This is a genomic window from Pseudomonas sp. MPR-R2A5 (genome assembly GCF_058793055.1).
In genome coordinates this window covers 1-20264 of record NZ_JBXAFK010000046.1, presented here as the reverse complement: position 1 = coordinate 20264, position 20264 = coordinate 1, and the positions used below count along the sequence as shown (strand labels likewise).

16 protein-coding genes are annotated in these 20264 nt (G+C 59.0%); 9 read left to right on the top strand and 7 right to left on the bottom strand.

Annotated features, from left to right (window positions below):
* Nucleotides 1–86 precede the first annotated feature (86 nt).
* The gene (locus tag AC1Q6I_RS26875; protein ID WP_016972348.1) at nucleotides 87–380 is read right to left on the bottom strand and encodes a hypothetical protein; all 294 of its coding nucleotides are present in this window, start codon (nucleotides 378–380) and stop codon (nucleotides 87–89) included.
* 58 nt (nucleotides 381–438) lie between these two features.
* Nucleotides 439–1044, bottom strand: coding sequence for an arylesterase (locus tag AC1Q6I_RS26870; RefSeq protein ID WP_024074207.1), 606 nt, complete (start codon nucleotides 1042–1044; stop codon nucleotides 439–441).
* 10 nt (nucleotides 1045–1054) lie between these two features.
* On the opposite strand from AC1Q6I_RS26870, the gene AC1Q6I_RS26865 reads away from it, so the two are divergent.
* Both AC1Q6I_RS26865 and AC1Q6I_RS26860 read left to right on the top strand, forming a co-directional pair.
* Nucleotides 1055–1738, top strand: a complete 684-nt coding sequence (locus AC1Q6I_RS26865; RefSeq protein WP_102625164.1) for an ABC transporter ATP-binding protein — start codon at nucleotides 1055–1057, stop codon at nucleotides 1736–1738.
* Nucleotides 1738–4248, top strand: a complete 2511-nt coding sequence (locus AC1Q6I_RS26860; protein ID WP_024074205.1) for an ABC transporter permease — start codon at nucleotides 1738–1740, stop codon at nucleotides 4246–4248. The genes AC1Q6I_RS26865 and AC1Q6I_RS26860 overlap by 1 nt, the downstream gene beginning before the upstream one ends.
* Nucleotides 4249–4293: 45 nt before the next feature.
* Here AC1Q6I_RS26860 and greB read toward each other — a convergent pair whose 3' ends face one another.
* Both greB and AC1Q6I_RS26850 read right to left on the bottom strand, forming a co-directional pair.
* Entirely contained in the window at nucleotides 4294–4767 is a 474-nt protein-coding gene (greB, locus tag AC1Q6I_RS26855; protein WP_041161124.1) for a transcription elongation factor GreB, read from the bottom strand.
* Nucleotides 4768–4893: 126 nt separating this feature from the next.
* Nucleotides 4894–6069 (bottom strand): hypothetical protein, encoded by a 1176-nt coding sequence (locus AC1Q6I_RS26850; protein ID WP_024074203.1) that lies wholly within the window; start codon nucleotides 6067–6069, stop codon nucleotides 4894–4896.
* Nucleotides 6070–6323: 254 nt separating this feature from the next.
* Here AC1Q6I_RS26850 and AC1Q6I_RS26845 point away from each other — a divergent pair, with 254 nt between their 5' ends.
* The 3 genes from AC1Q6I_RS26845 to AC1Q6I_RS26835 are packed head-to-tail and all read left to right on the top strand — an operon-like array spanning nucleotide 6324 to nucleotide 9676.
* Entirely contained in the window at nucleotides 6324–7250 is a 927-nt protein-coding gene (locus tag AC1Q6I_RS26845) for an ABC transporter ATP-binding protein (protein WP_024074202.1), read from the top strand.
* Nucleotides 7247–7972: an ABC-2 transporter permease gene (locus AC1Q6I_RS26840; protein WP_069075556.1), complete on the top strand. Its 726-nt coding sequence runs from the start codon at nucleotides 7247–7249 to the stop codon at nucleotides 7970–7972. Before AC1Q6I_RS26845 ends, AC1Q6I_RS26840 begins: the two co-directional genes overlap by 4 nt.
* Before the next feature lie 15 nt (nucleotides 7973–7987).
* Nucleotides 7988–9676 carry a Gldg family protein gene (locus AC1Q6I_RS26835; protein ID WP_102625163.1) on the top strand — a complete coding sequence of 563 codons (1689 nt, stop codon included), beginning with the start codon at nucleotides 7988–7990 and terminating at the stop codon, nucleotides 9674–9676.
* A gap of 4 nt (nucleotides 9677–9680) precedes the next feature.
* On the opposite strand, the gene AC1Q6I_RS26830 is transcribed toward AC1Q6I_RS26835, so the two are convergent.
* The 3 genes from AC1Q6I_RS26830 to AC1Q6I_RS26820 form a co-directional block, all read right to left on the bottom strand.
* Entirely contained in the window at nucleotides 9681–9989 is a 309-nt protein-coding gene (locus tag AC1Q6I_RS26830) for a hypothetical protein (protein WP_041160873.1), read from the bottom strand.
* Between the two features lie 259 nt (nucleotides 9990–10248).
* Nucleotides 10249–10683, bottom strand: coding sequence for a DoxX family protein (locus AC1Q6I_RS26825; RefSeq protein ID WP_024074198.1), 435 nt, complete (start codon nucleotides 10681–10683; stop codon nucleotides 10249–10251).
* 103 nt (nucleotides 10684–10786) lie between these two features.
* A complete protein-coding gene (locus AC1Q6I_RS26820) occupies nucleotides 10787–12208 on the bottom strand; it encodes an MltF family protein (protein WP_102625162.1) in 1422 nt (473 codons plus the stop codon).
* A gap of 236 nt (nucleotides 12209–12444) precedes the next feature.
* Between AC1Q6I_RS26820 and AC1Q6I_RS26815 the strand changes: the two genes are divergently transcribed.
* The 4 genes from AC1Q6I_RS26815 (at nucleotide 12445) to AC1Q6I_RS26800 (ending at nucleotide 20147) form a co-directional block, all read left to right on the top strand.
* Nucleotides 12445–13251 carry a TatD family hydrolase gene (locus AC1Q6I_RS26815; protein WP_024074196.1) on the top strand — a complete coding sequence of 269 codons (807 nt, stop codon included), beginning with the start codon at nucleotides 12445–12447 and terminating at the stop codon, nucleotides 13249–13251.
* Nucleotides 13252–13347: 96 nt separating this feature from the next.
* Nucleotides 13348–14829 carry a methyl-accepting chemotaxis protein gene (locus tag AC1Q6I_RS26810; RefSeq protein ID WP_102625161.1) on the top strand — a complete coding sequence of 494 codons (1482 nt, stop codon included), beginning with the start codon at nucleotides 13348–13350 and terminating at the stop codon, nucleotides 14827–14829.
* Between the two features lie 198 nt (nucleotides 14830–15027).
* Complete coding sequence (locus AC1Q6I_RS26805; RefSeq protein ID WP_492618409.1) at nucleotides 15028–19737, top strand: RHS repeat-associated core domain-containing protein; 4710 nt, start codon at nucleotides 15028–15030, stop codon at nucleotides 19735–19737.
* A gap of 2 nt (nucleotides 19738–19739) precedes the next feature.
* Nucleotides 19740–20147 carry an Imm50 family immunity protein gene (locus AC1Q6I_RS26800; RefSeq protein WP_102642603.1) on the top strand — a complete coding sequence of 136 codons (408 nt, stop codon included), beginning with the start codon at nucleotides 19740–19742 and terminating at the stop codon, nucleotides 20145–20147.
* The last annotated feature ends 117 nt before the right edge of the window (nucleotides 20148–20264 follow it).

The following is a 20264-nucleotide window of genomic DNA, read 5'->3' as shown; positions in this document are numbered from 1 at the left end:
CCGGTAAATCCTTCGCAGAACGACGGGTAGGTAAAAATCGATTGTATACGTGAAGCGGGCGGCTAGCTGCAAGCTTGTCGCGGCCCCTACAGCTCGAAACGCAGCTCCGGCCAGATTGGCGGCGTGCCGCGCTTCTGGGATTCGAGGATCGCCCGGCACAGAGGGCACAGCCGCTGGTCCTGGAAGATCGAGCGATCCACCGACGACCAGCGTGGCTGCGCAGGCAATAACGTGCCGCAGAGCGTGCGGTCGATCGAGCCCCCCAACTCCAGTTGACGCGCGACCAGATGCACCCGGACTTCCTGGCAGGCGAACAGATCCAGCTGCTCGTCCGGCTCGATCAGTTGGTAGTTAAACAAGGACCAGGCAGGACGCGACATCGAGGGCTCCAAATCGGGGGGGCGCCACCTTAGCCGAAAGCCTGCCGGTAGAAAAGCGTCATAGCAGCGGTTTTAGCGTCGGCCATACATTTTCCAGCAACTTGCCCTGGGCGCCGACCGCCGGGTGCAGTTGATCGGCCTGCATCAACTCGGGATGGCCGCCGACCCCGTCGAGAAAAAACGGCACCAACGGGACGCTCTTCTCCTTGGCCAGCGCACCGTAGACTTCGGCGAACGCCTGGGTGTATCTCGGGCCGTAGTTGGGTGGCAACTGCATGCCCAACAGCAGCACCTTGGCGCCCTTGGACTTGGACTGGTCGATCATCGATGCAAGATTTTGTTTCAATTGTGCGGGAGGCTGCCCACGCAAGCCGTCATTGCCTCCCAGTTCGATGATCACAACGTCCGGCTGATGCGCTGCAAGCGCCGCCGGCAGCCGCGCCAGGCCTCCGGCACTGGTATCGCCACTGATGGAGGCGTTGACCACTTTGTCGTCGAAACCTTCGTGCTTGAGCCGTTGTTCCAGCAAGGCTACCCACCCTTTGCTGGTATCCAGTCCGAAACCGGCACTGATACTATCGCCAACGATCAGGACTGTACCCGCCGCTGCGTTCTGGGCCATGCACATCAAGGCCAGGCCAGCACTCAAAAACCACATTCGCATCGGATTCTCCATGGGCGCAAGCATTCTCACCGCGCGAAACCTTAGCAAAGTGGTTCCCAGCGCGGAAGGTGAACTGACTATCCTGCACGAACTGAGCCTGGAACTGAACCAGGGCGATAGCCTGGCTATCGTCGGCGCCTCGGGTTCCGGCAAATCCACCCTCCTCGGCCTATTGGCCGGGCTCGACCTGCCCAGCAGCGGCGAAGTCACCCTTGCCGGCCAAGCCCTGAGCAGCCTCGACGAAGACCAGCGCGCGCGCATCCGCGCCGAGCACGTGGGTTTCGTCTTCCAATCCTTCCAGTTGCTCGACAGCCTCAACGCCCTGGAAAACGTCATGCTGCCTTTGGAACTCGATGGCCGCAAAGACGCTCGCGAGCGCGCCAAGCACTTGCTCGAACGCGTCGGCCTGGGCCAACGCCTGACCCACTCGCCGCGCCAGCTGTCCGGGGGCGAGCAACAACGTGTGGCCATCGCCCGCGCGTTCGCCGCCGAACCGGACGTGTTGTTTGCCGATGAACCCACCGGCAACCTCGACAGCCATACCGGCGAGCGAATCAGCGACCTGCTGTTCGAGCTCAATAAAGAGAACGGCACGACCCTGGTGCTCGTCACCCATGATGAGCGTCTGGCCCATCGTTGCCGACGCCTGATCCGCCTTGAAGCCGGCCCGATGGTCGCGCCCCTGGAGCCTTGATGGCACGTTTGCCGCTGTTGCGCCTGTTCAGTCTTGCCATGCGCCAATTACTGCGCGATGCCCGCGCCGGCGAATTGCGCGTATTGTTCTTCGCCTTGCTGGTGGCCGTGGCGGCCAGTACCGCCATCGGTTACTTCGGTGCGCGCCTCAACGGCGCCATGATGTTGCGGGCCACCGAGTTTCTTGGCGCCGACCTGGTACTTGAAGGCAGCTCGCCCGCACGCCCGGAGCAGATCCGCTCCGGCACCGAACTGGGCCTCGATCACGCGCGCGTCGTGGAGTTCTCCAGCGTCATCGCCGCCGACAGCGGCATCCAACTCTCCAGCATCAAGGCGGTCAACGAGCAGTACCCGCTGCGCGGCGAGCTGAAGAGCGCAGCCGCTCCCTTTGGGGATGAAACCCCAGGCGGCGGCCCGAAACCTGGTGAAGCCTGGGTGGAAGCGCGGTTGCTGACGGCACTGGGCCTCAAGGTTGGCGACAGCATCGATGTCGGCATGAAGACCCTACGCCTGGCCCGCATACTGACCTACGAACCGGATCGCGCCGGCAATTTCTACAGCCTCACACCGAGGGTGATGATCAACCTGGCGGACCTGGACGCTACTGGCGTGGTGCAACCCGGCAGCCGTGTCAGCTACCGCGAACTGTGGCGTGGGCCGCAAGGCAGCACGGCGTTGCAAACCTATCGTGACCTGGTCAAGCCGGGGCTCGCCGCCAACCAGCGCCTGCAGGATTCGCGGGACGGCAACCAGCAGATCGGCGGCGCCCTGGGCAAGGCCGAACGCTACCTGAACATGGCCAGCCTGGTGGCCGTGCTGCTGGCGGGGGTCGCCGTAGCGCTATCGGCCAACCGTTTTGCCAGCCGACGTTTCGATGCCAGCGCGTTGTTGCGTTGTCTCGGTTTGTCACGCCGCGAAACCATGCTGCTGTTCAGCCTGCAACTGAGCGTACTGGGACTGCTGGCCAGCCTGACCGGCGCCGTGCTCGGCTGGCTGGCGCAGTTCGGCCTGTTCTATTTCCTCCACGACCTGCTCCCCGCAGACGTACCACCGGGCGGGCTGTTACCGGCGGTTGCCGGGATCGGCACCGGGCTGGTTGCCCTCGCCGGCTTCGCCCTGCCACCACTGGCGGCGCTGGGCCGTGTACCGCCGCTGCGCGTGCTGCGGCGCGACCTGCTGCCTATTCCTTCCAGCACCTGGATGGTCTATGGCGCGGCGCTGTTCGCCCTGGGCCTGATCATGTGGCGCCTGAGCCTTGACCTGGTGCTGACCTTCGCCTTGCTGGGCGGAGGCGTGGTCGCCGCGCTGATCCTCGGCGGCCTGCTCCTGCTGCTGTTGCAAAGCCTGCGCCGCCTGTTGGCCCGCGCATCCCTGCCCTGGCGCCTGGGCCTGGGCCAGTTGCTGCGACACCCATTGGCGGCGGCCGGCCAGTCCCTGGCGTTTGGCCTGATCCTCTTGTCCATGGGCTTGATCGCCCTGCTGCGCGGCGAGTTGCTCGACACCTGGCAAAACCAGTTGCCCAAGGACGCCCCCAACTACTTCGCGCTGAACATCCTGCCCGCCGACAAGGAAGCCTTTGGTGCACGCCTGCTGGACCTGCAGGCGCAATCGGCGCCGCTGTATCCGGTGGTGCCAGGCCGACTGATCAGCATCAATGGCGAACCGGTACAGGAAATTGTCAGCAAGGACTCCAGCGGCGATCGTGCCGTGCAACGTGACCTGAGCCTGACGTGGGCTGCCGACCTGCCACCGGGCAACACCCTCACCGCCGGCGCCTGGTGGGCGCAACAAGCGCCCGATGATATCCCCGGGGTCTCGGTAGAAGCCAAGGTCGCACAAAGCTTGAAGCTCAAGCTTGATGACCATCTGGTGTTCAGTGTCGGCGGTGAAAATCGTGAAGCGCGGGTCACCAGCCTGCGCACCATCAATTGGGATAACTTCCAGCCCAATTTCTTCATGATTTTCCAGCCGGGCACCTTGAAGGACTTGCCAGCCACCTACCTGACCAGCTTCTACCTGGCCCCCGGCCACGACCAGCAGATCGTCGACCTGTCACGCGCCTTTCCGGCCGTGACGATCCTGCAGGTCGAAGCCCTGCTGGAACAACTGCGCAGCATCCTCGCCCAAGTGACCCTGGCGGTGGAATATGTGCTGCTGTTTGTCCTGGCCGCGGGGATGGCGGTGCTGTTCTCCGGCTTGCAGGCGACCTTGGATGAGCGAATCCGTCAGGGCGCGTTATTGCGTGCGCTAGGCGCGGAACGCAAGTTGCTGGTCAAGGCACGGCGCATCGAATTCGGCTTGCTGGGTGCAGTCAGTGGCTTGCTTGCGGCACTGGGCACCGAGTTGGTGACCTGGGTGTTGTACCGTTATGCCTTCGACCTGGTCTGGCACCCGCACCCCTGGTTGTTGCTCCTGCCATTGATCGGTGCCGTGTTGATCGGTGGCGCCGGGGTCTTCGGAACGCGCCGCGCGCTGAATGCCAGTCCACTGACGGTATTACGCGAAGGCTGAAACGCCGATGGCCCGTGCTCTTCACAGAGCACGGGCCATCCTTGCCTACTTCACATACTCGATACCGGTAATCCACCAGCACACTTCGCCACTCGGGGTCTGTACGATGGCCTCATCATCGACTTGCTTGCGCAACAACGCGCGAGCCATGGGCGAATCGATGGAAATGTAATCCATCCGCTCATAAATCTCGTCATAGCCGACAATACGAAAACGCTTGGTCTCACCCTGCTCGTTTTCAATATCGACCCAGGCACCAAAAAAGACTCGCCCTTCCTGCTCGGGCATGTACTCGACCACGCGCATGTCTTCCAGGCGCTTGCGCAAGTAGCGCACCCGCCGATCGATCTCACGCAGCAGCTTCTTGTTGTACTGGTAGTCCGCGTTTTCGCTGCGGTCTCCCAAGGAAGCGGCCCAGGTCACTTTGCGTGTGGTGTCCGGCCGCTTTTCTCGCCACAGGTAATCCAGCTCTTTCTTCAGCGCTTCATGACCTTCTTTGGTAATCAGCTTGGTACTCAAACGCGTGCATCCCCAGGCAATGTCCATTGATTCCAATACGCCGCGGCATCAAGGCCAGGCGTCAGCGAACAGAGAGTGATGATAAATGAACGCGACAAAGTTGCCAGGCCGACGGTCACTATCAGGTCAAACCGAGATCGCCCAAAAATCGTCGCTGGGTTGAGCCAGCTCAGTCTTGGCGAGACAGTCCAGGGTCTGATCCAGTTCGGTCAGCATTGCGTGCAGGTTTTGTCGCAGGCCAGACAGTTGCGCAATCGTAACCGACACCTTCTCCGCCCGCAGGTGAACCAACGACTCCTGGCTTTTGATCTCGGAGACACGCTTTTCAAGGGCATGAGCACGCTCATCAAGTTGGCGCTGCTCATGCTGCTGCGCGCTCGAATCATTCGCCAACTGGGCTTCACGGCTGTCCAGCGCCTGGGCCTGCAACTGCAGGGTGGCTTCTTTTTCCAATGTTCGGTTAACCAGTTCCTGACGTTTCTGCTCCAGATCCGCCTGGTCCTGTTGCAACCGGACGCGCCATTGCTCCAGTGCCTCCTCTTGCTTGAGAACAACCTGTTTCTGTTGCGTCAAATCCTGGGCAACGCGTGCAAGGTTCGTCAGGGTGCTGTCCACCTCAAACAACGAATTGTGTTCCGGCTGGGCGCCCAACGTCGGTCGCGCACCAAGCACCGGAGGAACAGGTGCCAGCTCAGTTGATGCAGGGACTATGGGAGGCTCCGGCTGGGGTTCCGGCTGAGGCTCCGCCAGTTGTTCAAGCAGGGGCGGCTGGGCCGAGTCAGGCTGGCTCGCCACCTTGGGCGGCGAGACCATCTGCGAAGAAAAACGAATGGACGGCACAATCAAAGTGGCACTTTCGATGGCCGGTGATGCAGGAGCAGAAGTGCCCAGGGTGATCACCTTCATCACCAACGCTTTCTTGATAATTACGGAATGATGATCCTCTGGCCTGGCAGGGGGCAACTTGCAGCCTTTCAAATCGACAAAGTGATAGGGAATCTGGGTTTCAGTAGCGTTGCCGGATCTGGCACCTGACGCTGCCAGGGTCAATATTTGTTTAAATACCCGCATTGCAACTTGCAGGTCTTCCTGAGCGTCGACGCCGCCCAGAAAATACCGCTCAAGTTTCTTACGCAATGCGGCGACGTATACCCGCGAGTTCCCAGGCTCCGTTTCTTCATCGAGACTGTAGACAAGAAAGTTCGAGGCAATTTGAGGAACAGCGAAACCACAGAGCAGTGCACCGTTGACCGGAGCATCCTCACCGGAGCGTTCAAGAACAAGGGTACGTAAAAGCATCATGGTTGTCGGGCCTCATGACGATAAGCAAGTCTTGTTTAAACATCAGATAAACATCTGACCATTAATACGCATTAGTCACCGAACGATTGTTTCAGCGCACTCTAATCCTGAACGTAGGACTTGTCTTATTAACGTAATTCAGCATTTCCAATCTCAGACATTAAAAGTACCATTTTTAAATCCGAGCCCCTGCCCCTCTCAACCAAGGCGCTTTCCTCTTCATATACACCCCGAACAATCAGCAGAAAAACATAATGATCGAGATAAGCAGCCTGACCAAATACCAGGGTAAAAAGACTGTCATCAGTAATGTTTCATTTTCTGCCCAGCGCCAAGAATGCCTTGGATTATTTGGAATGGAGGGCGCAGGTAAAACCACACTTCTGAAGATGATAGCGGGTTCACTCCGCCCGTCTTCAGGGCAGGTGAACATTCTGGGGTTCGATCCCCAAACCCATGCACACCAAGCCCGCATGGCCGTCGGTTATCAGCCCGAGTCCGGCATCAACCACCTCAGGATGTCCATCAGGGACCTGCTCGACTACATCGCCTCCCTCCGCGGATTCCAGGGTGCCGAAAAGCGCAGTCGGGTGGAACGCGCCGTCACCCGGCTCGAATTGTCATCGGTACTCAGCTATCCGATCCACACACTGCCCCCGAGTCTCAAGCGCAAAGTCGCGATTGCCCAGGCCATCCTGCATGACCCAGGGGTCCTGTTGCTGGACGAACCCTTTGACGGCCTGGCGCCGCATCAGCAAGGCAAGCTCAGGACACTTATCCAGTCCCTGACCGAAGAAATGACCGTCATCGTCGCTTCACGCGATTGCGAAGCACTGGCCGGCATCTGCACCCGCGCCCTGGTCATCGGCGGTGGACGCCTGCTGGCGGATGCGCCGATGCCCGAGTTGCAGCGTAGCTCCCGGCACTTCCGCGCCGTGACCCTGGCCTCGGAGTCCGCGCCTGATTTACTGGCCCTCGCGGTACTACCAGGCGTTGCAGGTATCGAAGAGGATCGCCACAGCCCTGGCACGGTGACCGTTCTCGCAATGCCAGGCCACACCATTTACCCCTCTGTCAGCGCACTGATTACCGACCGGTACTGGCCAATACACTCACTGAAACTGGAGCCAGGCCGCCTGAATGATGTTGTTCATCACTTGAGCCAAGAGGCTTCCCTTTGAAACTGCTGCTCCCCGTTTTCAAGCGCCAGCTTGCAAGCTATTTTTCTTCACCGGCCACCTACCTGAGCATCGCCATCTTCCTGGTGCTTTCGGCATCACTGGGGTTGCACACCAGCGAACTGCTGGAGCGAAACAGCAGTGATTTGCAGGCCGTCTTTGAATGGCACCCCTGGCTGTACCTGTTACTGATCCCAGCCCTGTCGACGCAACTCTGGGCGGACGAGCACGGGAGCGGCTTTGGCGACCTGATAAAAACAATGCCTATCAAACCCACCCCACTGGTGATGGGGAAATTTCTCGCAGCCTGGGTTGTTACTGGCGTGGCATTAGTGCTGATGTTTCCGATGGTGATGGCAGTCAATGTACTGGGACCGGCGGATAACATGCTGATTGCCTCGCAATTCCTGGCCAGTTGGTTGTTGGCCGGCAGTTACCTGTCTGTAGGTTGTTTTATTTGCGTATTAACCAGCCGGCGCCTGGTCATTTTCCTATTGACGCTGAGCCTGCTGTCGGCGGCCAGTGGTTTGGCCTCCGTACTTGATGCTCTTGAACATCAAGCGCCAATATGGGTTCTCGACAGTTTGATGTCCCTTAGTCCATCGTTGCGCTTCAGCATCATTGATCACGGCTTGCTGACCCTCCATGAAAGCCTTTACTTCATCAGTATGATGTTTGCCTTTCTCTGCGCGACAACTATTACCCTCAACTATAAAAACAGCTGAGAAGGAGCGTTCTCGATGCGATCCGCTCTGCGCACCGGTATGACGCTGAGTGTCATATTGTTACTTTTCCTGGCATTCAATCTGGTGTGGGTTGTTAAACTTCCTGATCTACGCTGGGACTTTTCACAACAAAAAAACAATTCGTTGTCGCCTGCCGTAATGCAATTACTTGCCACATTGGACAGCCCACTGGACTTTTACTATTTCAACGCCAGCAAGCCCGCCTTGAAGAGCAATACGTTGAAACAGTACGGCAAACGCGTCGAAGCAAAACTGAAGGCCTTCGAACAAACGGCCAGAGGCAGGATCAACCTGCATATTATTGATCCCGCACCTTTTTCAGAGGACGCCTACAAAGCGGGGCTTTATGGCCTCGACGATCAGCAGGGTTTCCTGGGCCTGATCGGCACCCGCGACGGTCACGCCGCACAGCGCATCGAATCATTCAGACCGGACAGGGAACACTTACTGGAGTATGAAATCAGCCACCTGATCAGCCAGTTGCTCCACCCCACCCCTCCTGTTATCGGACTGCTATCAGGGCTGCCTGCAGGAGAGCTGATCGAGCCGCTCGTGCAAGAACTGCGTGGCCACTTTGACCTTATCGAGTTGGAGGCGAGTGCCCACCCTATCCCTGCGCGTATCAAAACCCTGATGCTTGTGCACCCGCGCATGCTGTCCGAACAAACCCTTTACGCGGTAGACCAGTTTGTACTGGGAGGCGGCAAGTTATTGATGTTTATCGATCCACTGAGCGATATGGATCCAGAGCCCCCCCCCACTGCCTCCAGGCTTGACGGGCTGCTTGTTGCGTGGGGTATCCATATGCAAAGCGACAAGATACTGCTCGATCGTACCTACGCCTCATCGGAGCATGAACCCGGCCTGCTGACGCTGCCGCGAGAAGCGATGAACGAGAGCGACGTCAGCACCTGGAAACTGGAATCGGTGACGGTGTCAAACAGCGGTGCCCTTCTTCCCCTGGACAACAGCCGGACCACCTTCACCCCGCTGTTGCAAAGCTCCAAGCAATCAGCCTTGCTGGAACCGGGCGCACCGGACAGCGAAATCGTCCCACAAGGCGAACATCACGTCATCGCGGCTCGCATTGAAGGGGCGGCTTATTCGGCGTTTCCTGACGGCATTGACGGGCGGCCACCCGGCCTGCAAAAAGCCGCCCAGATCCATGTCGTGGTGGTTGCCGACACGGATGTACTCAGCGAGGAAATCAGCAGTTCGGCACCACACGGCAACAGCCTGTTTGTACTGAACACACTGGATAACCTGGCAGCCCCTTCTGTACTTGCGGACATTCGACCACGCGTGATGACGCGTTCGTTGCAAACACTGGCCAACCTGCGCGAAACCACCGCACACGCCTATCAAACTCGGGCGAACGATCTTGAGCGACGACTGGCGCAAACCGAAAAGGAATGGCAGCGCCTGAACCCCGAGGCGACGGCCCTCGGCACCGAGGTGGTCGATACCAATACCCAGTTGCAAGCACTCAACAAAGAGCGCTTGCGCTTACCGATGGAACTGCATGCGCTGAGGATGGAGGCCTACGCGCCGCTGCATCGCCTGGAGCGCAAGGTGAAATGGCTGGTGATAGCACCCATGCCTGCATTGCTCTGCTTGCTCGCCGCGGGGCTGTTTCGATGGCAGCGTCGCCATCGGCCGATACCTGCCACCGCGCTGTACTGAAGGCTCAACGGCGCGCAATCAGGCCTTGTCGTGCAATGCGCGTCAACTGGCGAATCACCTCGGCAGCGTCGCCAGCAGTGGGGGCCTGGATCACCGCAAGGTCAAAACTGTTGCTGGCGAAGCGTGCGAGGGAATCGCCATCTTCGACAAACTGGATCAGGAATGCCGAAGGCCGGCCGGTGCGACGTGGCCAGCCGTCCAGGTAACGCAATAGCGTCGGCTGGTGCTTACCGCCCAGGAGTATTTTTGGATTGCGTTGGGTGAGGTCCGCGGTGATCGGGGCCAGGCGTATGAGGGGGCGTAGTGCATTCATCGTGTCGAGTCTCTGCCTCAAAAGTCTGCGGGCAGGTGAGAGGCAACACCGAACCAGCGCTTTAGCGGTATTTCGAAGCACGCTCCTTGAATGAGAGCTGACTTCTGTCGGGCTGCATCGAGTCCCTGTGGCGCCCCGCAATTAGCTGTTTAAATCGGCGCATGGGCAGCATCCTAGAGAAGCCGGTGGGGCGGTGTCAAGAATCCCAGGCAACGAAAAGGCCCGCACAGGCGGGCCTTTCCAGGGTTTTGCGCAAGGATCAGTGGGCGATGGCGCGGTCGGCAGACAGTTTGCCAGCGCCTTCCAGCAGCACCGCCAGCGAGCCGCCCAACAGGGCCAGTGCGAACTCATAACCGTTGTTGGCCATGAACAGACCGTTGTGGATATGCACCGAGAAGATCGCCACCAGCGACAGGATGGTCAGGCCCAATGCCGCTGGGCGTGCCAACAGGCCAATGATCAACGCCAAGCCAGCGAAGAACTCGGTCCCTCCCGACAACAGCGCCATCAAGGTGCCTGGCGCCAGGCCAATACTTTCCATCCATTGGGCAGTGCCCGCCAAGCCGTAGCCACCGAACCAGCCAAAGAGCTTTTGCGATCCGTGGGCGGCAAAGATGATGCCGACGACGATGCGTAGAATGGTCAGGCCATAACCGGCACGGGTGGACAGGAGGTTTTTGATCAGTGGGCTCATGGTGCGAATCCTTTTTAAAGTAGGGGTTGGTTGGCCGCTATATTAATCAGTTTAGGCAATGATAAAAGCCGAAAAAATGCCTTATAAATATCGATATATTCGATTATTTTCGTGAGGCGATTTTTGGCCCCGACGGCTCCAGGGACTCCCGTTCCCGATCAAACGCCAGATAGTACTTATTGACGCTATTAACATAGCTGACGCCGCTCATCCCCACCTGCTCCATGGCAATGCGTTCAACCTGGAAGAACCACTGGTTGGGGTTAAGCCCCCGGCGTTTCGCCTCGGTGCGCATGCCCTGCACCCGCTCCGGCCCCATGTTGTAGGCCGCCAGGACAAAAGCCATGCGTTCGCGCTCGTTAAGCTTGGGGCTGGCGAAAAACTTGCGGCGGATCATCGCCAGGTAGCGCGCCCCCGCCTGCACGTTGCTGTCGAGGCTTTCGATATTATTGACCCCCACCCGCTGCGCCGCCGAAGGCGTGATCTGCATCAACCCCGTGGGCCCGCCGCTGTTACGCGCGCCCGGGTCGAGTGCCGACTCCTTGAAGGCGAGCGCGGCGAGGTTCAGCCAATCCATGCCCTGCTCGCGCGCGTGTTTTTGCAGGATGGGGCGCAGTTTCTCCAGGCGCTGGCGGTCGATCCGGGCCAATGGGTTACGTACTTGATAAAGGCGACGGTAGATCCGTTGGAACGCCACATCCTGATCGGAAGGGGTTCGGTAGCTCTTGAGGAAACGATCGATACTCGCCCGCAGCATCGAAGCATCCTGGCGCACGAACCAGTACTCATCACCCGGCTCGTTGATAACCACCTGTTTGTCGAAGCGCAATTTGGGCAGGATCTTTGACCAGCGCTCGGCAATCGGCTTCTCGACAATGGTCAGGTGGAATATCCCGGCCTGGACCATCTCCAGCACATCCTCCACGGCCAGCGTCGGGTCGACCCATTCCACCTTGATCGGCGGCTGCTTGTGCAGGGCCAGTTTCTGATTGACCTGGCTGATGGCATCCGCCGCTGCACTGCCGGTGGTCAGCGCCAGGGTGCGCCCGGACAGTTGCTCCAGCTTGGTAAACCGTCGCTCGCCCTTCACCCCGACCAGCCACAACGGCACACCGCTGGCGATCGGGTCACTCGTACTGATCCTGTGGGCCGCCTTCATATCCAGCAACTCACCTGGCGCCACCAGGTCGCCTTCGCCACGCGCCAGCGCACCGAGCAGTTGATCCTTGGCCTTGGGGATGATCTTGAGGTTGATTTCCTGGCCGTCACGGGCATGGCCATTGAGGTATTGCTTGAAGGCGCGCAGGCGATGGTATTCGACACCAATGGCCTGGCCCTGAATCTCACCGGAACTGTTGCGGCTTTGGTTGACCAGCACGCGCAGGGTGCGACTGGAGCGAATCTCCGCCAGGTCGCGGACCTTGCTGGGCTTGGTCACTTCCAGCGGCCCGTCCAGACGCGCGACCGCCGCCATGGGCAGCAGTAACGTCAGGCACAATATAAGCAACGCCGAGGGTCGGATCATCCGCTCTCCGGAAAGAATACTGGCCAGCACCTTCGCGAAAAACGCAGGACTGGAGGTCAGAAACAGAGCGCTTTATGCGCTGGCAAGGCACGCAACGGCGGCATCAGGCAGGGCGACTCGCCAACCACAATGTCGCTTGCGACGTTCAAAGACAGCTATAACTCGTTGTAGTTCTTCGTTTTTCTTATAAATCTACAGCTCTGATATGCTTTCCGGCCGCAGGCGGAGATAGCACCATGCAACTCATTGATATCGGCGTCAACCTGACCAACCCCAGTTTCGACGAGAAGCACCAGGCCGTTCTTGACCGAGCCTATGCCGCTGGCGTGCAACAATTGGTGCTCACCGGCACCAGCATCGAGGGTAGCGAACAAGCGCTGGAGTTGTGCATAAAGCTCGATGAAAGCGGGCAACGCCTGTTCAGCACCGCCGGCATCCATCCCCACGCCGCCAGCGATTGGAACGGTGATAGCGACCAGCGCCTGCGCGGCTTGCTCAACGAAACGCGCGTTCGCGCCGTAGGCGAATGCGGGTTGGATTTCAATCGTGATTTTTCCCCGCGCCCGCAGCAGGAGAAAGTCCTGGAGGCGCACCTGGCCCTGGCCGTCGAACTGAAGTTGCCAGTGTTCCTGCACGAACGTGACGCCAACCAGCGCCTGCTGGACATCCTCAAGGACTACCGCGACCACCTGACTGCCGCCGTGGTGCATTGCTTTACCGGCGAACAGTCAGCGTTGTTCAGCTACCTCGACCTCGATTTGCACATTGGCATCACCGGCTGGATCTGCGACGAGCGCCGTGGCACACACCTGCACCCACTGGTCAGGGAAATACCCCGAAACCGCCTGATGCTGGAGAGCGATGCGCCCTACCTGCTGCCGCGCACGCTGCGCCCCAAGCCAAAAAACGGTCGCAATGAACCGGCCTACCTGCCAGAAGTGCTGCGCGAAGTTGCCCTGCACCGCAACGAAAGCATGGAAGACCTGGCCCGGCACAGCACCGCCTGCGCCCGCGCCTTTTTCGGGCTGCCTGTCGTGGATTGATGCGGCGCATTGACCCACGTCAAAATGATTTTCCTCAATAGCGGCACTATAATGGCACCTTGCCAATGCTGTTTCCGCTATCAGAGAAAACCTTCCATGGGTGCCTGGCTTAGCAATATCTCGCTGAAGTACAAATTCTGGGCCGTCAACGCGGTCGCCTTTATCACCACCCTGCTCCTGGTGCTGTATGCAGTGCATCTGGAACAGCAGTCGCGCAGCCATGCATCCCAAGCCGCGGCACAAACCGAGGCGCGCCTGCTCAGTGCGTGGCCAGCCGACAAGGCGCTGCCCAAGGGTGAGTCTTGGCTGACGTTTGCCCGTGGCCAAGCCCCACAGATGGCCGATCAAGACCTGTCAGCCCTGAACAGCGCCAGCGGCTGGGTCGAACTCAATCACCTGCCATTGTTCGGCGAAAACCCACTGATGGGCGCCGAAGTCATCACGCGCGCCGATGGGCAACAGGTCGCCGTGCTCGCCTACGCACCGAGCCTGAGCCAGGTGTTCAGTGAACGCTTCGCCAACTACGCCATCGCCGTGTTGATCCTGATGCTGGCGATGCTCTGCGCCTCGCAGTTGCTGATCCGCTTCCTGCTCAGCCAGCTCAACACCCTCAAGGATGTGATGCTGCACGTCGAAAAGACCGGCGACCTCTCAGCCCGCGTGCCTCTGGCCTGCAAAGATGAAGTCGGCCAGATGGCCAGCGCCTTCAACGCCATGCAAGCCGGCTACCAGCGGGTGGTCAACACCGTGGCGCGCACCGCCAAGCTTCTGGACGACGGCGCCGCGCGATTGGCCAGCAGCATGAACGAGGTGCAACACGGCATGCTCGGCCAGCAAAGCGAAACCGACCAGGCCGCCACCGCGATCAACGAGATGACCGCCACCGTCCACCACATCGCCCAACATGCCGGCGCGACCCGTGACCTGTCCCAGACCGCCGACACCCTGGCCGGCAGTGGCCAGGAAGTCGTGACCCGGGTGCAACACTCGATTGCCGGGCTGTCCAGCGGCGTGCAGCAGACCGCCGAGATGATCCAGAAACTCGCCGAGGACAGCCAGAAGATCAACAGCGTAGTCAGCGTGATCCACAGCATTGCCGAACAAACCAACCTGCTCGCCCTCAACGCCGCCATCGAAGCCGCCCGCGCCGGTGAAATGGGCCGAGGTTTCGCCGTGGTCGCCGACGAAGTGCGTAACCTGGCCAAGCGCGTGCAGAGCTCCACCGACGAAATCACCCGCATGGTCTCGGCCCTCCAGGCTGGCACCCGCGACGCCGTAGACTTTATGCAGGAAAGCTCGTTCAAGGCCGACGACTGCGTACAGCAGGCCCAGGAAGCCGGCGCAGCACTGGCCGAAATCACCGGCGCCGTGGCGCAGATGCGTGAAAGCAACACCCAGATCGCGGTTGCCGCCGAGCAGCAAAGCCATGTGGCCGAAGAAATGAACCGAGCGGTAGTGAGCATTCGTGATGTGACCGAAAACACCGTGCAACAGACGGTGGATTCGGCGACCACCAGCAATGAGCTGGCGACCTTGGCTGGGGAGTTGAGCAAGGCGATTGGGCAACTGAAGCTGTAGGGCTTCTCCACCTGTAATCCGACTCCTACGATCGACTCCCCGTTTACCCGAAGTTTTGGCGAACCCTCCTAGCCGTCCTGGCGAATAGCGCCGACTTCTTTACCTGACGAACCTCTCCAAAGTCTCTCGCCTGATCATTCAGTGCGAGGGACCGCCGATGTACCCACCCGTTAATGCCCCGGTTGTCGGGGCTGCCTCTTGATTCCCGTCATTGCCAGTTTTGTCCTGGCCCCCATGGATGCCGAGGCGCCGGACGTTGAGCGCGTCTTTCGTGACTTGCGCGGTTGCCTGAACACCTTTGATGAGTGGGCCGAGAGCTTCTGGAGCGTTTCGGCACTGGCAGTGGAGCAGGTGTTCAAAGTTGGGGAAGAGGTGGCGTTGGTGGCGCCGGCTTCTTCCAACGCCCCAAGTAAAACGGTCGCCATGTGCAATACCCAGGGATCGTTGACTCTGGTGCATATGTTCGAAAGCACTCGGTTTGTGCCGATCGGCAATACGCCGGTGATGCTGCAAGCCATTACCCAGGACGGCGGCCCGCTCGGCGCACCACTCCATAGAACCATCGGTCCCAGCGGCATCCTCGAAATCACCGAGTGTGATCGCAACCAGCAGTACCAAATCACCTTCTATCCCAACGTTTCCAAGGATCACGTCAAGGCGCTGTATGCGTCTTATCAGTCGGTGATCGCGGGCTTGGAAGGTCACCTGCGTGACGAATGGACCAAGACCTTCCAGCCCCAGTGGGACGACTTCGCCAACGCTACGCGGTTCGAGCGCAGCGCGATGCAGCGCTTGGCCTTTTCCACCGGGATAGCCAAGGCGCTCTACAACCTGTGGGACAACATTACGCAGCTGTATGACTTGTTGGCGAACCTCAAAGCCAACGGCGAGAAATTGCTGCAGTACATCACCCAGGCCGAACTTGATGAATTGCTGAGACTGGGCAACGACACCCTCGCAAAGGGGCTGTTGGTGCTCAGCGATGAGCCGCTGCTGTTTATCTACGTGTCGGCCATGGTCAGTTGGATACGCCTGCTACCGCCGCCCGAGATGTATGAAGTGCTGGGCGAGATCACCGGCGAAGTGTTGATCAATCTATTGCTGATCTGGGCGACCCGTGGCATGGGCGTGCAGATTCGCCTGGGCGCTCAGGTGCTGGGGCATATCAAATCCGGACGAGCGCGCCAGTGGCTGGAGATGCTGGCCGATCAGTTGCTGGGGCCGAAGTTGGACGCGCATGCCGAGGCGTTGAAGCCTTTGCTGCTCGGTGGACCGGCGACGGCGATCAAGACTGTACCGGTGGCGCCGTTGAAGGCTGGGAAGCACGTGGTTTCGAACCCAGTGCCGGCGGTTCGTAACAAGACACAGAAGACGGTGTTGGTCAGGCAGGAGCCTGTCGATGATGTGCCTGTTTCGGGGAAAAACCCTGCGGGGGATGCTGCCGCGTCTTCGGACAAGACCGTCACCAACGGCTGCCCGGTGTCGATGGTTACCGGCGAGGAGCTGCTCACCCTGACCGATGGCACGCTGGACGGGATTTTGCCGTTCGAGTGGACCCGGTTGTACCGCACCAGTGCGGTGGAAGTGGATTGCGGGTTGGGGTTTGGCTGGAGTCATTCGCTGGCGCACAGGCTTTCTGTGGTGGGCGATTCGGTCGTCTGGATTGACCATGAAAACCGCACGACTGAGTTCCCGCTGCCCACCGCGGCTCGCCCCGCGATCACCAACAGCCTGGCTGAAGCGGCGATCTATCTGGGCGCTTCGCCGGATGAACTGGTGCTGGCCCAGGCGGCGCGGTTTTATCACTTTCGCGACGGTGTATTGGTCTCGATCAGTGACGCGTATGACAACCGCCTGCGAATTTTCCGCGACGTATTGGGGCGCATTGAGCGGTTGGATAACGGCGCGGGCCGGTCGCTGTTTTTGCGCTATGAACGGGGCCGCATTGTGGCGGTGGACTACCAGGTTCAGCGCGCCAAGGGGCATGAACCCTACGTCTGGGTGACGGAGCAGCACGTTGTTGCCTACGCCTATGACGACGATGGACGGCTGGTCTCGGCGACCAATGCCGTCGGCGAAAGCGAGGTTTACCGCTACGACGATAAGCACGTCATTCTCGAGCGGCAATTGGCCGGTGGGGCGAGTTTCTTTTGGGCGTGGGAACGGTCTGGCAAGGCGGCGCGATGTGTCCGGCATTGGGCCAGCTTTTCGCAGATGGACACGCGCTATGTGTGGAGTGAGGACGGGCGCGTCACGGTGCACAACGCCGATGGCAGTCAGGAAATGTATGTCCACGATCAGCGTGCGCGCTTGGTGCAGCGGATTGATCCGGACGGTGCGCAGCACTTCAAATCCTACGATGAAAAGGGCCGGCTGACGGTCGAGCAGGACCCGCTGGGGGCGGTGACGGCGTATCAGTACGACGAAGCCGGGCGCTTGGTCGCGCTGTTTCCGGGGGATGACGAGCCGACGTCCTACGAGCATGACAATGGCTTCGTACGGGTTGTAAGGCGGGGTCTGGCGGTCTGGAAGTACGAGCGCAATGACCAGGGCGACATTACGCGTAAGATCGATCCCGACGGCCATGTCACCGACTACAGCTACGACCAATACGGACAACTGGTTGGGGTTTGGTACCCGGATCACAGCTGCCAGCGGCTGGTGTGGAATGAGCGCGGGCAACTGCTGGAGCAGACGCTGCCCAATGGCGGTGTGCGGCGCTATCGCTATGACGACTTGGGTCGACAGATTGCCCGCGAGGATGAGCATGGCGCGCTGACCCAGTACCAGTGGGATGCTGCCGGACGCCTGGTCAAGCTAACCCAACCGGGTGGCGCCACGCGGGAATACAGCTACAACCCCTACGGAAAAATCACCGCCGAACGCGATGAACTCGGGCGCGTCACCCGCTACGAATACGCCGACGGCTTGCACCTGATCAGCCGCCGTATCAACGCCGATGGCACCCAGGTCCACTACCGCTACGACAACGCCCGGCTACTGCTGACCGAGATCGAAAACGAGGTTGGCGAGACCTACCGGCTCGACTACCACCCCAACGGGCTGATTCAGCAGGAAGTCGGGTTTGATGGGCAGCGTACGGCTTATGCCTACGACCTCAACGGCAACCTGCAGGAAAAGACCGAACACGGCGACGATGGCAGTCAGCTCGTTACTCGTTATGAGCGAGACCACGCCGGTCGCCTCGTACGAAAAACCCTGCCCGACGGTAACCTTGTTGAATATACCTACGACCGCCAAGGCAACCTCCTCAGCGTCGACGACGGTCACTGGGCGTTAGCCTACGAATACGACCCACAAAACCGCCTGACCGCTGAACACCAAGGCTGGGGCACCTTGCGCTATGGCTACGACGCCTGCGGTCAGCTTCAAAACCTGCGCCTGCCCGACAACAACCGCGTGGTGTTCAACCACAGCAAAGGCGGCCACCTCGCCACCGTCGAGTTAAATGGCGCACTGCTGACCTCTCATCTTTTCAAGGCCGGCCAAGAACACCAACGCCAACAGGGCCAGCTCCTCAGCCACTACCACTACGACGAACAACACCGCCTGCACGCCCACACCGTCGCGCAACAGGACACCCCCCTCTACCAACGCCACTACGACTACGACAAAAGCGGCAACCTCACCCGTTTAGTCGACAGCCGCAAAGGCGAACACCACTACCACTACGACCCCCTCGCCCGCCTCACCCGCGCCGACCACACGCAAGACCCGCACGAACGCTTCGCCCACGACCCGGCCGGCAACCTGCTCATGCAAGACCGCCCCGGCCCCGACATCGTCGCCGGCAACCGCCTGATGATCCAGGGCGACCGCCATTACGACTACGACGCCTTCGGCAACCTGATCCGCGAACGCCGCGACAAGGGTCACCAACTCGTCACCGAATACCGCTACGACTGCCAGCATCGGCTGATCGGCATTACCCAGCCCAACGGCCAAACCGCGAGCTATCGCTATGACCCGTTTGGGCGGCGAATCAGCAAGACGGTCGACAACATCACCACGGAGTTTTTCTGGCAAGGCGACAAACTGGTTGCCGAACACCACGCCGAAAAGCATCGCAGCTACCTCTACGAACCGGACAGCTTTCGCCCGCTCGCCCTGCTGGAAGGCTTCGGTCCAAAAGAAACGAAGCCCTACCACTACCAACTCGACCACCTCGGCACCCCGCAGGAACTCACCAACCCCGAGGGTGAAATCGTCTGGTCCGCGCACTACCGCGCCTACGGCGAAATCACCCGGCTAGACATCGGAGAAGTCGACAACCCACTGCGTTTTCAGGGTCAGTACTTCGATCAGGAAAGCGGGCTGCACTACAACCGCCATCGCTACTACAATCCGGATGTTGGTCGTTACCTGACACCGGATCCGGTGAAGTTGGCGGGTGGGATTAACGGGTACCAGTACGTGCCCAATCCTACGGGGTGGATAGATCCTCTAGGATTGAACGCCAACTGTCCGCCCAAAGGAAAAAAACAGCTCGCTTGTAAAATACCGGATGAACCGGACGCCCCCGATATTTCTCGCAAAGGTGCGTTCAGAGAAGCCAAAAGAGATGCCAATATACCCATGATGCAGAGCCCTGATATCGTCGTAGATCCAGAAACTGGAAAAGCCAAACAATACACGATTGAAAAAATGACGGACAAAAACAAAAAAACAGTTTTAGATGAAACCGGCAGAGCGATTAATACAAGAGTTTATAAATTTACACGACCAGACGGCTCAAAAATCCTTATTCAAGACCACTCTGCCGGCCACAAATTCGGCAGGATAGATGGCGTCGGAGACCATTCATCGCACTTCAACTTGCGCCCCATCGAGAAGCCTCGGAAAGGATATATTCCAAAGGCAAAGAAACACTATCCTTTTAGGAAATAAAAATGAAACACTGGAACGAATTAGACGGAAGCATATTTTTTAGTAAGATCTTTAGTCTTCCTATAAAAATCGGTAAAATTGCTCTTTTTTCTTTAAGAATAGAAAATGATCAGCCTTGTGTCGGACTGGGCTTCGACATACCCGAATTCCCAGACAAGCTTCCTGAAAAATGGAAAAACAAAGGCTACAACACCTGCAGAATAGGTATAACCTGCAACGAAATCGAAGATTTAAAAATACAAAACATACCTATTCATAAAGAGTTTTTTGTAACAATAGAAAAACAAAATAACCATTTCAAATTCAAAGCAACCAACGACAGTGCGCTGATAGAATTCAAAGCTAAATTCATTTCACTTAGTGACCCTAACGTTTACATAAACGGACCGGACGATTACTTCTTCAAATAAATATTTATCATATCCAAAAGCATCGCACTCGACCCAGTCGAACTTAAGGAAACTCTGAAAAAAACTTTCTGATTTGGCAAAATACCGCGACCCCACCCACCGAGTTTCCCGATGAAG